Raw genomic sequence first — 13,645 nt, forward strand, 5'->3', positions numbered from 1 at the left:
AGATAAATGGCACGTTACATTGGTCCAAAATGCAAACTGTCTCGCCGTGAAGGCACTGACCTGTTCCTGAAGAGCGGTGTTCGCGCTCTGGAATCGAAGTGCAACATCGAAGCAGCCCCAGGTGTACACGGCCAGCGCCGTGGCCGTCAGTCCGACTACGGTACCCAGCTGCGCGAGAAACAAAAAGTCCGCCGTATCTACGGTGTCCTGGAGCGCCAGTTCCGCGGTTACTACCAAGTCGCAGCCTCGAAAAAAGGCGCTACTGGTGAGAACCTGCTGCAACTGCTGGAATGCCGCCTGGACAACGTCGTTTACCGTATGGGCTTCGGTTCGACTCGTTCCGAATCCCGTCAGCTGGTTTCGCACAAAGCGATCAGCGTTAACGGCAAGACCGTAAACATTCCATCCTACCAAGTTCGTCCGGGTGACGTGGTCGCGGTTCGTGAGAAGTCGCTGAACCAGCTGCGCATTGTTCAAGCCCTTGAACTGTGCGCCCAGCGTGGCCGCGTTGAGTGGGTAGACGTTGATTCTGCTAAAAAGTCGGGCGTTTTCAAGAACGTTCCTGCTCGCAGCGATCTGTCCGCCGACATCAACGAAAACCTGATTGTCGAGCTCTACTCCAAGTAAGGGCTAGAAAATAGGTGCATCCATGCAGATTTCGGTAAATGAGTTCCTGACTCCCCGTCACATCGACGTGCAGGTAGTCAGTCCAACCCGCGCCAAGATCACGCTCGAGCCTCTCGAGCGTGGTTTCGGCCATACCCTGGGCAACGCGCTGCGTCGCATCCTGTTGTCCTCCATGCCTGGCTGTGCAGTAGTCGAGGCCGAGATCGATGGCGTACTCCATGAGTACTCCGCGATCGAAGGTGTACAGGAAGACGTCATTGAAATCCTGTTGAACCTCAAAGGCCTGGCGATCAAGCTGCACGGTCGTGACGAAGTTACGCTGACCTTGTCGAAAAAGGGTTCGGGGGTGGTTACCGCTGCCGATATTCAGCTGGATCACGATGTCGAGATCGTCAATCCCGATCACGTAATCGCGAACCTGGCGTCCAACGGCGCCCTGAACATGAAGCTCACCGTAGCTCGTGGTCGCGGTTACGAGCCGGCCGATTCCCGTCAGACTGACGAAGATGAAAGCCGCAGCATTGGCCGTCTTCAGCTGGACGCTTCGTTCAGCCCGGTGCGTCGTATCGCCTACGTGGTCGAGAACGCCCGTGTTGAACAGCGTACCAACCTGGACAAGCTGGTCATCGATCTGGAAACCAACGGCACCCTGGACCCTGAAGAGGCCATCCGTCGGGCCGCGACCATCCTGCAACAGCAGCTGGCCGCGTTCGTCGACCTCAAAGGTGACAGCGAGCCGGTCGTGGTCGAGCAGGAAGACGAGATCGATCCGATCCTGCTGCGCCCGGTTGACGACCTGGAACTGACTGTACGTTCGGCCAACTGCCTCAAGGCGGAGAACATCTACTACATCGGCGACCTGATTCAGCGTACCGAAGTAGAGCTGTTGAAGACTCCTAACCTGGGCAAGAAGTCCCTGACCGAAATCAAGGACGTCCTGGCCTCCCGTGGTCTGTCTCTCGGCATGCGCCTCGACAACTGGCCGCCTGCAAGTCTTAAGAAAGACGACAAGGCGACTGCCTGATCGTCGTAATCACCGAACGTAGTGTTTGGTAAGGAATGAATCATGCGTCATCGTAAAAGTGGACGTCACCTGAGCCGTACCAGCTCTCACCGCAAGGCTATGTTCCAGAACATGGCAGTGTCGCTGATCGAGCACGAGCTGATCAAAACCACCCTGCCGAAAGCCAAGGAACTGCGCCGCGTTGCCGAGCCGCTGATCACCTTGGCCAAGGAAGATAGCGTCGCCAACCGTCGTCTGGCTTTCGACCGTACCCGTTCGAAATCCGCTGTTGGCAAGCTGTTCAACGACCTGGGCAAGCGTTACGCCACCCGTCAGGGCGGCTACCTGCGCATCCTGAAGTGCGGTTTCCGCGCTGGCGACAACGCGCCTATGGCGTACGTCGAGCTGGTTGATCGTCCGGTCGGTGGTGCTGTAGAAGCTGCCGAGTAAGACGTTCTGTCTGCTACAAGAAACCGGGCCTAGTGCCCGGTTTTTTGTGTCTTAATAAATTGTAAAAAACTATCGATATAAGCATATCTATAAATTAGATCTTGTCATGTTGCGCACCCATACTTGCTCTCAGGCCGATTAGCCGGCATTTCGAGACCGATAAGGAGAGCCCATGAGCAAGATTCTTACTACCGCCAGCGGTGCACCTGTAGCCGATAACCAGAATTCCCGTTCGGCAGGCCCACGCGGCCCGCTGCTGCTCGACGACTTCCATCTGATCGAGAAGCTGGCCCACTTCAATCGCGAGAACATCCCTGAACGTCGCGTGCACGCCAAGGGGTCGGGCGCTTACGGCACCTTCACCGTCACTCGCGACATCACTCAATACACCAGCGCTCGTCTGTTCGAGAGCATCGGCAAGCAGACCGAAACCTTCCTGCGTTTCTCCACTGTCGGAGGCGAACGCGGTTCGGCCGACACCGAGCGCGACCCACGTGGTTTTGCCGTCAAGTTCTACACCGAAGAAGGTAACTGGGACATCGTCGGCAACAACACCCCCGTGTTCTTCATTCGCGATCCGCTGAAATTCCCGGACTTTATCCACACCCAGAAGCGTCACCCACAGACCAACCTGAAGAACGCCCAGATGATGTGGGACTTCTGGTCACATTCGCCCGAGGCGCTGCACCAGGTCACCATCCTGTTCTCTGATCGGGGTATTCCGGACGGCTACCGCCACATGCACGGTTTCGGCAGCCATACCTATAGCCTGCTGAGCGCCGATGGCCGGCGCACCTGGGTCAAGTGGCACTTCAAGACCCAGCAAGGTATCAAGAACCTGGCCCCGGCCGATGCGGCACGTATCGCGGGTACCGATCCAGACTACGCCCAACGTGACTTGTTCGAAGCGATCGATCGCGGCGACTACCCGCGCTGGACCGTCTGCATCCAGGTGATGAGCGAAGAAGAAGCGGCCAATCGCGCCGAGAACCCCTTTGACGTCACCAAGACCTGGTCGCAGAAGGACTACCCACTGATCGAGGTAGGTGTGCTGGAACTCAATCGCAACCCGCTCAACTACTTCGCTGAAGTCGAGCAGGCCGCGTTCGGGCCGAGCAACATGGTGCCAGGTGTTGGCCTGTCTCCAGATCGCATGCTGCAGGGCCGCGTATTCGCCTACGCTGATGCCCACCGCTACCGCATTGGTACCAATCACCAGCATTTGCCGGTGAATGCGCCACGTAGCCCGGTGCACAGCTATCAGCGCGATGGGGCGATGACCATGGGCAGCTACGGCAGCGCTCCGAACTACGAGCCGAACAGCTATGCCGATGCGCCCAAGCAGTCGCCTCGTCATGCCGAGCCTGCGTTGGCCCTAAATGGTGCGGCGGATCGTTACGACCACCGTGAGGACAATGACTACTACAGCCATGCGGGTGCGCTGTTCCGCTTGATGAACGCCGAGCAGCAAGCCCTGTTGATAAACAACATTGCCGGCACCCTGCAAGGCGTCAGCGAAGATGTGGTGCAGCGTCAGTTGCAGCACTTCTTCAAGGCAGATCCTGCTTACGGCGAGGGGATTGCAAACGCCTTGGGCATCAAGCTGGCCTAAGTCGAAGTGATAAGGAGAACCGCCCTCATTTGGGCGGTTTTTCAATGAAAATCACTACGGTTTGCCCGCTTTTTTCACACAAATTGCGCATTTTTCAGTGACCTTGAAGAAGTCATGGTTCACACTATCTCCTTATCAAGCTTTCACTCAGGGAGAATCAGGGCGATGCAAGGTCACCCGGACGTAATCGATTACCTCAACACGTTGCTGACGGGCGAACTGGCGGCACGTGACCAATACTTCATTCACTCGCGCATGTACGAAGACTGGGGCTTGGCCAAGCTCTACGAACGCATCAACCACGAGATGGAAGAAGAGGCGCAGCACGCCGATGCCCTGATTCGCCGCATTCTCATGCTCGAAGGTACCCCGCGCATGCGCCCGGATGACCTCGACGTGGGCACCACCGTGCCTGACATGATCGCTGCCGACCTGCGCCTGGAGTACAAGGTCCGCGCCGCATTGTGCAAAGGCATCGAGTTGTGCGAGTTGCACAAGGACTACATCAGCCGCGATATCCTGCGCGCGCAACTGGCCGACACCGAGGAAGATCATACCTACTGGCTGGAGAAGCAGCAGGGCCTGATCAAGTCCATCGGGCTGCAGAATTACCTGCAATCGCAAATGTAACGTCCCTGCAGAGGGCACGTATAGAGAGAAAAGCCCCCGGCATTTGCATGCCAGGGGCTTTTTTTGTCAGGCCCGGTCGCGTTCCAGCAGGGGCTTCAGGTAATGCCCGGTATACGACTGCTTCATCTTGGCCAGTTCCTCGGGCGTGCCGCTGGCAATGATCTGGCCGCCCTTGGAGCCACCTTCCGGCCCCAGGTCCACCAGCCAGTCGGCGGTCTTGATCACGTCCAGGTTGTGCTCGATCACCACCACGGTGTTGCCGTGGTCGCGCAGGCGATGCAGCACGTCCAGCAACTGCTGGATGTCAGCGAAGTGCAGGCCGGTGGTCGGCTCGTCGAGGATGTAGAGGGTCTTGCCGGTGTCGCGCTTGGACAACTCGCGCGACAGCTTCACCCGCTGCGCCTCACCGCCTGAAAGCGTCGTAGCCGACTGTCCTAGCTTGATGTACGAAAGGCCCACGTCCATCAGTGTCTGCAGCTTGCGCGCCAACGCCGGGACCGCGTCGAAGAACTCGCGTGCGTCCTCGATGGTCATTTCCAGAACCTCGTGGATATTCTTGCCCTTGTACTTGATCTCCAGCGTCTCGCGGTTATAGCGCTTGCTCTTGCACACATCACACGGCACGTAGATATCCGGCAGGAAGTGCATTTCCACCTTGATCAGGCCATCGCCCTGGCACGCTTCGCAGCGCCCGCCCTTGACGTTGAACGAGAAGCGCCCAGGGCCATAACCCCGAGAACGCGACTCCGGCACGCCAGCGAACAGTTCGCGGATCGGCGTGAAAATGCCGGTATAGGTGGCCGGGTTCGAGCGCGGTGTGCGGCCGATCGGGCTCTGGTCGATATCGACCACCTTGTCCAGGTGCTGCAGGCCATCCATGCTGGTGTGCGCTGCCGCTTCCAGGCTGCTGGCACCATTGAGCGCAGTGGCTGCGAGAGGGAACAGGGTGTTGTTGATCAGTGTTGACTTGCCCGAGCCGGACACACCGGTGACGCAGGTCAGCAGGCCGATCGGCACTTCCAGGTCGACGTTCTGCAGGTTATTGCCGCGTGCCCCCTTGAGCTTGAGCGACAGCTTCTTGTTGCGTGGCGTGCGTTTGGCCGGCACGGCGATCTTCTTGCGACCGGACAGGTACATGCCAGTCACCGAGTCGGGGTGCGCCATGACTTCCTGTGGTGAGCCTTCGGCGACGATCTGCCCGCCATGCACCCCGGCGCCCGGGCCGATGTCGACGACATAGTCGGCCAGGCGAATGGCGTCCTCGTCGTGCTCCACCACGATCACCGTATTGCCCAGGTCGCGCAGGTGGTTGAGCGTGGCGAGCAGACGGTCGTTGTCACGCTGGTGCAGGCCGATCGACGGCTCGTCGAGGATGTACATCACCCCCACCAGGCCGGCGCCAATCTGGCTGGCCAGGCGGATTCGCTGGGCCTCGCCACCCGAAAGGGTTTCGGCGCTGCGGTCGAGGGTGAGGTAGTCCAGGCCGACGTTGACCAGGAACTGCAGGCGCTCGCAGATCTCCTTGAGGATCTTCGCTGCAATTTCTCCGCGTCGACCGCTGAGCGTCAGGGCGGCGAAGTACTCGCTGGCATCGCCGATCGGCAGGTTGGTGACTGCCGGCAGGGTTTTTTCGCCCACCCATACATGGCGCGCTTCGCGACGCAGGCGGGTGCCACGGCAGTCCGGGCACGGCTGGGTGCCAAGGAACTTGGCCAGCTCCTCGCGCACGGTCGCCGATTCGGTCTCGCGGTAGCGGCGTTCCAGGTTCGGCACGATGCCTTCGAACGGGTGCGAGCGCTTGACGATGTCGCCGCGGTCGTTGAGGTACTTGAAGTCGACGCTTTGCTTGCCGCTGCCCTGCAGGATCACCTTCTGGTGATCGGCCGAGAGCTGGCCGAAAGGCTCGTCGAGGCTGAAGCCGTAATGCGCCGCCAGCGAGCCGAGCATCTGGAAGTAGTAGACGTTGCGCCGGTCCCAGCCACGAATCGCACCTTCGGCCAGGGTCAGTTCGCTGTTGACCAGACGCTTGGTGTCGAAGAACTGCTTCACGCCCAGGCCATCGCACGTGGGGCAGGCGCCAGCCGGGTTGTTGAAGGAGAACAGCTTGGGTTCGAGCTCACTGATCGCATGGCCGCAGACCGGGCAGGCGAAGCGGGCGGAGAAGATCATGTCCTCGGCGCTTTCGTCATCCATCTGCGCCACCAGGGCGATACCGTCGGCCAGCTTCAGCGCGGTCTCGAAGGACTCGGCCAGGCGCTGCTGCAGGTCGTTGCGCACCTTGAAGCGGTCGACCACCACATCGATGCTGTGCTTCTTCTGCTTGTCGAGCTTGGGCAACTCGTCGAGTTCGTACAGCTTGCCGTTGACCCGCGCACGAACGAAGCCCTGGGCGCGCAGCTCATCGAACACCGCCAGGTGCTCACCCTTGCGCTCGCGCACCACGGGTGCCAGCAGCATCAGCTTGCTGCCTTCGGGTTGCTCGAGCACCAGGTCGACCATCTGGCTGATCGTTTGCGCTTCCAGCGGAATGTCGTGGTCCGGGCAGCGTGGCGTACCGACGCGGGCATAGAGCAGGCGCAGGTAGTCGTAGATTTCGGTGATGGTGCCGACGGTCGAACGCGGGTTGTGCGAGGTCGACTTCTGCTCGATGGAGATTGCCGGTGACAGGCCTTCGATGGTGTCGACATCGGGCTTTTCCATCATCGACAGGAACTGCCGGGCATAGGCCGACAGCGACTCCACGTAGCGACGCTGACCTTCGGCGTAGAGTGTGTCGAAGGCCAGTGACGACTTGCCGGAACCGGACAGACCGGTGATCACGATCAGTTTGTCCCGGGGCAGGGTCAGGTCGATGTTCTTCAGGTTGTGGGTACGTGCCCCACGGATCAGGATCTTGTCCACTACGGCCTCGCTTGGCGGGCATAAACAAAGAAGTATACGGCGCGCTGCCACTACGCGGCAAAGCGTCGCGTATATGCCGTCTAGCCGTCGGACTGATAGAATCGCCGCCGGTTCACACGAGGTTTATCCATGCACGACACCCACAACGAGCGCATGAGTGGCAGCGAAACCCGCGCCGCAGGCGGCCTTGCCTTGGTCTTTGCCTTTCGTATGCTGGGCATGTTCATGGTCCTGCCCGTGCTGGCCACCTATGGCATGGACCTCGCCGGTGCCACGCCCGCGCTGATCGGCCTGGCCATTGGCGCCTACGGCCTGACGCAAGCCGTGCTACAGATCCCGTTCGGGGTGATTTCCGACCGCATCGGGCGCCGTCCGGTAATCTACCTGGGCCTGGTGATCTTCGCCCTTGGCAGCTTACTGGCGGCCCAAGCCGATTCGATCTGGGGCGTGATCGCCGGACGCATCCTGCAGGGCGCGGGGGCGATTTCCGCAGCGGTCATGGCCTTGCTCTCCGACCTCACCCGCGAACAGCATCGCACCAAGGCCATGGCCATGATCGGCATGAGCATCGGCCTGTCGTTCGCAGTGGCGATGGTGATAGGGCCGCTGCTGACAAGTGCCTTTGGCTTGTCGGGATTGTTCCTCGCTACCGCAGGACTTGCCGTCGTCGGTATCGCCCTGATCGCCTTCGTCGTGCCCAGCGCGCATAGCGCACTGCAACACCGCGAATCGGGTGTCGCACGCCAAGCGCTCGGCCCGACCCTGCGTAATCCGGACCTTCTGCGCCTGGACCTGAGCATTTTCATCCTCCATGCGATCCTCATGGCCAGCTTCGTGGCCCTGCCGCTGGCCTTCGTCGAGCGTGGCGGCCTGCCCAAGGAAGAGCACTGGTGGGTATACCTGACCGCCTTGCTCGTCTCATTTTTTGCAATGGTGCCGTTCATCATCTACGGCGAAAAGAAGCGCAAGATGAAACGCGTGTTGGTTGGTGCGGTCACTGTGCTGCTGCTGATCGAGGTGTTCTTCTGGCGCTGGGCTGACGACTTGCGAGGACTGGTGACCGGCACCGTGATATTCTTTACCGCCTTCAACCTGCTGGAGGCATCCTTGCCTTCGCTGGTCAGCAAGGTGTCGCCCGCCGGCGGCAAGGGAACGGCCATGGGGGTCTACTCCACGAGCCAGTTCCTGGGTGCCGCGCTGGGAGGAATCATCGGTGGCTGGTTGTACCAGCACGGTGGCCTGGGCATGGTGTTCCTGGGATGTGCTGTACTGTGTGGTATCTGGCTGGTATCTGCCCTGGGCATGAATGAACCGCCGTACGTCACCAGCCTGCGCATGCCGCTGACACCGGAGGCGGTTCGCGAAGCTGGATTGACCGAGCGCCTGATGGCTGTGCCGGGTGTAACCGACGCCGTGGTGGTGGCAGAAGAAGCCGCCATCTATATCAAACTGGATACGAAAATTTTGGACCGTGCGACCCTCGAGCGTCTGGTGAACCCAGCCTCGGCGGCGTGCGAAGCCTAGGAGAACGTTATGGCCCGTGGGGTTAACAAAGTCATTCTGGTTGGTACTTGCGGCCAGGATCCCGAAGTCCGCTACCTGCCCAACGGTAACGCCGTGACCAACCTGAGCCTGGCCACCAGCGAGCAGTGGACCGACAAGCAGTCGGGGCAGAAGGTCGAGCGCACCGAATGGCACCGTGTCTCGCTGTTCGGCAAGGTTGCCGAAATCGCCGGCGAGTACCTGCGCAAGGGTTCGCAGTGCTACATCGAGGGCAAGCTGCAGACCCGCGAGTGGGAAAAGGACGGCATCAAGCGCTACACCACCGAGATCATCGTCGACATGCAGGGCACCATGCAGCTGCTCGGCGGCCGTCCGCAGGGCCAGGGCGGCGATCAGTACAACCAGGGCGGCGGCAACTACAACCAGGGCGGTGGCCAGCAGCAACAGTACAACCAGGCGCCACGCCAGCAGGCGCCGCGTCCGCAGCAGGCGCAACAGCGCCCAGCGCCGCAACAGCAGGCTCCGCAGCCTGCCGCTGACTTCGACAGCTTCGATGACGATATTCCGTTCTGATACGTCTGTTGCATCGGCTAGCCCGGTAATAAAAAACCCGATGAGTCTTTGATTCATCGGGTTTTTTATTACCTCTTCACAGGACAGGCGAGAGCCAGGACGCGTCATCGCCAAAACGACAAATGTTTCAATTTCCCCATCGTTCACATCGATTCTCAGCGTTTCACAGCAATTCACGCCACATGGGCTAACGATGGACAGCTCCCGATCACGGATGCACAACGTGAAAGCATCTGCGAAAGGGCTTGGCCAAACGCTACCGCCACGCGAGGACCGCACCGTGAACGTGAAACCACTGAACCCGAGCTCCAGCGAAAGATCCGAAACCGACGGCAAGCGATTCGATGGGGTCGTGCTCAACGCCAAGGTGAATGCAAAAGCGAACGACGACCGTACCGCCACCGACAACGAGAAGTGGCCGCCGGTGGACAAGACCGAGGTCGAGCCGGCACTGGATGGCAAGATTCGCTACGAGCTGGATGGCAAGGGTGTGGTGGTCGAGCGCTCGGTAAACCCCGAGCTCTACAAGTTCCTGGCCAATCTCTTCGAGCTGAACAAATCGCCTGGGCAAAAGGCCCAGGTGGTCGCTGCGATGAAGGACGATCATGCCATCGCCGACCGCAATACCGAATTGAAGAAGTGGGGCGACTACGATCAGTTCGAGTGGAAGGGCGATCTGGAAAAAGCCGAGGTCATCACCTACACCACCAAGGACGGCGAAACCGTGACGGTGTCGAAAGCCCTGACACCCGAGCTCTTCGCTTCGTTGCAACCCATGGCCCTGTCGCGCTACACCCTGGAAAAGCGCGCCGACGATGGCCGCGAAGTCGCTGGCGCTGATACCTACGTCGCCGACCACGATATTTCCACCTTCGGCTGGCCGGACGAGTTCGGCAATGGCGTGATCCAGTTCGAGACCAAGGACGGCAAGAAATACGTCGTCTCCGAGTTCGAGAACAAGGAAATGTACGATCGCGTGGCCTCCAAGCGCAGCGACTACAACAAGAGCGAGGGCTCGATCCAGGATCTGCGCGACAAATACGACCTGCCCGACCTCGACAGTCTGGACCTGCTCAACAAGAAGACCGGTGAAAAGGCCGACAAGGACGACAAGGAGTCGATGTCGGTGGTCGAGCTGGCCACCAAGAACCTGCTCGACAAGTACAAGAAGCTGGTCGACGACGGCAAGGTGGACAAGGACAGCGACGTCTACAAACTGGTCAAGGCCATCGAGGCCAAGGCGACCATGGAGGGCGGGCACAGCATCACGCCTTACATCGAGGATCCGCGCGGCGGCGAAACCTGGCGGCAGTTCGGTGACGGGGAAACCCTGAGCAAGGAGGACATGCAGGACATCCTCGATGGCAATTCCGTGGACAAGTTGCTCAATGAGCTGTTCACCAACGGCAACGGCGAAAAGGACAAGATCGGCAAGGAGTACCAGGCCGAACTCGATGAAGCGATCAAGAAGGTCAGTGGCGAAGACAAGGACAAGCTGGCCGACCAGCTCTACGACACCCTGACCAGCCCCGACTACGTCAAATACCTGGCCGATCTGAAGAAGAACGGCATGGAGTCCGAGGCCAAGGCCGAAGTCGCCGGCCTCACCTCAAGCCTCGAGATGCTCGACCCTGAGCGCGCGCGCAAGGCCGAGGCCCAGTTGCAGCAAAACAGCATCGTCGCCGAGATCGACACCCTGCTCGGTGATCCGGGAGCGATTCCCGATGAATACAAGGAGTTGGCCTACAAAGACTTCGGCGCGCTGGTCAAGACGATCCTCAAGTCGGCCGACATTCCACGTCGGGTCGCAGACAGCATCGAGAAGTTCTACAACGAGCTGCTCAACGACAAGACCAAGCTCGACGACTTCAACAAGCTCACCGAGCGCCTGAACAGTGGTGAGATCACCCAGGACAAGTTCAACGAAGAGCTCACCGGCAAGTACAAGCCGCTGGATGTCAGCAGCAACGACTTCACCAAGGCGATAGGGACGCTCAACAAGTACGGCGTACTGGGCAGCGTTTCGGCGTTCGGCTCGTTGGGCGGTGCTATCTATGCGCTGTCGGCGAAGAACGGCCAGTTGGCAGACGAGCCGCTGGAGCGTCTGGCCATCGCCCGCGACTTCATCGGCTTCCTCGGGGCTGGCGCGCAGTTCGAAAAGACCAAGGTCTTCGACCTGTTGACCGGTACCGACACCGCCAAGTTGCTGGGGCTGAGCAAGACCCTGCCGGAAATCTGGGGCAAAGAAAGCTCGCTCGGCAAGAAAATCGAGAAATCCCTGCACGACAAAGGTATTTCCGGAGTGCCGGATCCTGCGGCGGATCGGGTCGGCAGCCTTATCGAGCTGGGCTCGCTGCACAACAGCGGCGGCGGTGACGTGCTGGATGAGGTCAGGCTGTCCGGGGAAGCTTCGGGGCTCGGCTCGCTGGAGGACAACGGCAGCCGCGAATTGCTCGATGACATCGTCACCCGCGCAGGCGGAACGCCGCCTACGGATTACTCGCGCTACCAGACCCTGTCGCAGCTGGCGCAGGACCAGGGGTTGGAACTGACCGACGAGATCATCAGAGACAGCATCAGCGAGCGCCGTGCGGCCAATGGCTTGGGCGATCTGCCGGATGACGATTCGGTGTTCGAGTTCACCGAGCGCGTCCAGGACTCGGCTCATCGCACACCCTCGATCAGCTCCTCCGACACCGTCACCTCGATCTACGAAGGGGTCGTGGAGTATTTCGAGTCACGCAATCTTACGCCGCCGAGCCGCCGGTCCTTCGACCAGATCTGGAATGATCCCGAGAACTACCGAGGCAGTGGTGCCTCGGTGGGTAGCGGGGAGCTCCCGCACCCGGACACTTTCGAGCTGGATCGCGAATCCATCAACGAGATGTACGAGTTGGATAACCGCACCCCGCCACCGGCCGATGTCATCGATGACGCGCTCGAGCCGATCAACGAGTCCATCCGCAACACCCCGTCGACCCCGAGCGTGATCGATACCCGCACCGTCCAGGACGCACTCACGACCACCGACAAGCCACCCGTCAAGCCGGGTGTTGCGGCGAAGATCGGTGGCTCGCTGACCAAGGTGCTGGGCGTGGCCCCGGACCTGCTGAGCATTGCCGACATCGTTGTCGGCGGCCTGGCGATCAAGGACGCCATCAAGAGTGGCAGCGCCCTGGGCAAGGCCAACGGTGCGCTGCAGGTGGTCAGTGGGGCGGCAGGTTTCGGTGCCGGGGTGATCGGCACGGTTGGTCTGGTCGCCAACATCGGCGCCCTGGCGGGTGTGACCGGACCGCTGTTCCTGGTGACTGCCGGGCTTGGGCTGATCACCGGTATCATCGGTATCTTCGTCGACCACGAGAAGCGCCAGAAGGCCACGGACAAGGAAGGTCAGTGGTTCAAGGACCTCGCCGATATCGGCCTGACCCAGGATGACTGGGGCGACAAGCTCGAATATGCCCGCTACAGCTTCTACGAATACGACGGTCGCGATGCGCCGGACGGGCAGAGCATCTTCGATTACCAGAAGGACGAGTGGGATCACTTCAGGGAGACGCCGCAGGAGGGCGGCTCGTCGGTCAACCGCCTGGATGACGACAAGCACCTGAACACCTACGACAAGGCGTTCTACCAGGACAACCGTGAAGTGATCCACGACATCCGCGAATATTGGGATGACTGGAACGGCAAGGACGATATCGTCAGCCGGAAGGATCTGAACAAGATCGTCGAGGGCGGCGGCAGCGAGCAGGAAAAAGCGGCGGCGCGATTCCTGCTCGAGCACGAGGGCTTCTTCGATCAGCTCGATACCCAGTGGGGCAAGGGTGGCCAGGATGGCAAGGTGAGCACCGACGATCTAAACACCTGGCTCAAGATCGTCGGTGCCCACGAGGATGGCTACGGCCGCGGTTTCTTCGATGAGCACAAGGACATCATCGACACCATCCGCGACCGTTGGGACGACTGGAACGGCAAGGATGACATCGTCAGCAGAAAGGATCTGGAAAAGATCGCCGATGGCGACGGCAGCGACGCCGAGAAGAAGGCCGCGCGCTTCCTGCTCGACAACCAGGGCTTCTTCGATCAGCTCGACAACCTGGCCAAGAACGATCGCCGTGACGGCAAGATCAGCACGGGTGACCTGGACACCTGGCTCAAGGCGATCGGGGTGGAGAAGACCGACAAGAGCGATCTGACCTACAAGCCCAACGATGATGTGCCGGCCTGGCGCGTCATGCGCGGGTGAGGTCAAGCGGATGAACTGAAAAAGCCCCGGACCGTCCGGGGCTTTTTCGTAGAGCGGGCTTGCTCCGCGATGCGATGCTGGCCACACCGCCGCCATCGCG

Annotated in this window: 9 protein-coding genes; 8 read left to right on the top strand and 1 reads right to left on the bottom strand. The window is 60.4% G+C overall.

Features of this window, described 5'->3' with window-relative positions:
• The first annotated feature begins 6 nt into the window (after positions 1–6).
• From rpsD to bfr, 5 genes are all read left to right on the top strand, one after another.
• Positions 7–627: a 30S ribosomal protein S4 gene (gene rpsD / locus F6X62_RS24675; protein WP_063542477.1), complete on the top strand. Its 621-nt coding sequence runs from the start codon at positions 7–9 to the stop codon at positions 625–627.
• 22 nt (positions 628–649) lie between these two features.
• Positions 650–1,651 carry a DNA-directed RNA polymerase subunit alpha gene (gene rpoA, locus F6X62_RS24680; protein ID WP_003255452.1) on the top strand — a complete coding sequence of 334 codons (1,002 nt, stop codon included), beginning with the start codon at positions 650–652 and terminating at the stop codon, positions 1,649–1,651.
• Positions 1,652–1,693: 42 nt separating this feature from the next.
• Complete coding sequence (rplQ, locus tag F6X62_RS24685; RefSeq protein ID WP_003255451.1) at positions 1,694–2,080, top strand: 50S ribosomal protein L17; 387 nt, start codon at positions 1,694–1,696, stop codon at positions 2,078–2,080.
• Between the two features lie 172 nt (positions 2,081–2,252).
• Positions 2,253–3,692, top strand: coding sequence for a catalase (locus F6X62_RS24690; protein WP_063542479.1), 1,440 nt, complete (start codon positions 2,253–2,255; stop codon positions 3,690–3,692).
• A gap of 165 nt (positions 3,693–3,857) precedes the next feature.
• Entirely contained in the window at positions 3,858–4,322 is a 465-nt protein-coding gene (bfr, locus tag F6X62_RS24695; protein ID WP_063542481.1) for a bacterioferritin, read from the top strand.
• 66 nt (positions 4,323–4,388) lie between these two features.
• Here bfr and uvrA read toward each other — a convergent pair whose 3' ends face one another.
• Positions 4,389–7,223, bottom strand: a complete 2,835-nt coding sequence (uvrA, locus tag F6X62_RS24700) for an excinuclease ABC subunit UvrA (protein WP_178117591.1) — start codon at positions 7,221–7,223, stop codon at positions 4,389–4,391.
• A 129-nt stretch (positions 7,224–7,352) separates the two neighbouring features.
• Here uvrA and F6X62_RS24705 point away from each other — a divergent pair, with 129 nt between their 5' ends.
• From F6X62_RS24705 to F6X62_RS24715, 3 genes are all read left to right on the top strand, one after another.
• Positions 7,353–8,747 carry an MFS transporter gene (locus F6X62_RS24705; protein ID WP_063542485.1) on the top strand — a complete coding sequence of 465 codons (1,395 nt, stop codon included), beginning with the start codon at positions 7,353–7,355 and terminating at the stop codon, positions 8,745–8,747.
• 9 nt (positions 8,748–8,756) lie between these two features.
• Positions 8,757–9,299: a single-stranded DNA-binding protein gene (locus F6X62_RS24710; RefSeq protein WP_054893569.1), complete on the top strand. Its 543-nt coding sequence runs from the start codon at positions 8,757–8,759 to the stop codon at positions 9,297–9,299.
• A gap of 280 nt (positions 9,300–9,579) precedes the next feature.
• Positions 9,580–13,545 (top strand): hypothetical protein, encoded by a 3,966-nt coding sequence (locus F6X62_RS24715; RefSeq protein ID WP_153774982.1) that lies wholly within the window; start codon positions 9,580–9,582, stop codon positions 13,543–13,545.
• Positions 13,546–13,645 lie beyond the last annotated feature (100 nt).

Origin of the sequence: Pseudomonas sp. MNR3A (assembly GCF_009650575.1) — a bacterium.
GTDB classification, from domain to species: domain Bacteria; phylum Pseudomonadota; class Gammaproteobacteria; order Pseudomonadales; family Pseudomonadaceae; genus Aquipseudomonas; species Aquipseudomonas machongensis.

Bases quoted from the DNA above. Each gene is read 5' to 3' on its own strand.
- rpsD (WP_063542477.1), top strand. From the start codon at position 7: ATGGCACGTTACATTGGTCCAAAATGCAAACTGTCTCGCCGTGAAGGC.
- rpoA (WP_003255452.1), top strand. From the start codon at position 650: ATGCAGATTTCGGTAAATGAGTTCCTGACTCCCCGTCACATCGACGTG.
- rplQ (WP_003255451.1), top strand. From the start codon at position 1,694: ATGCGTCATCGTAAAAGTGGACGTCACCTGAGCCGTACCAGCTCTCAC.
- F6X62_RS24690 (WP_063542479.1), top strand. From the start codon at position 2,253: ATGAGCAAGATTCTTACTACCGCCAGCGGTGCACCTGTAGCCGATAAC.
- bfr (WP_063542481.1), top strand. From the start codon at position 3,858: ATGCAAGGTCACCCGGACGTAATCGATTACCTCAACACGTTGCTGACG.
- F6X62_RS24705 (WP_063542485.1), top strand. From the start codon at position 7,353: ATGCACGACACCCACAACGAGCGCATGAGTGGCAGCGAAACCCGCGCC.
- F6X62_RS24710 (WP_054893569.1), top strand. From the start codon at position 8,757: ATGGCCCGTGGGGTTAACAAAGTCATTCTGGTTGGTACTTGCGGCCAG.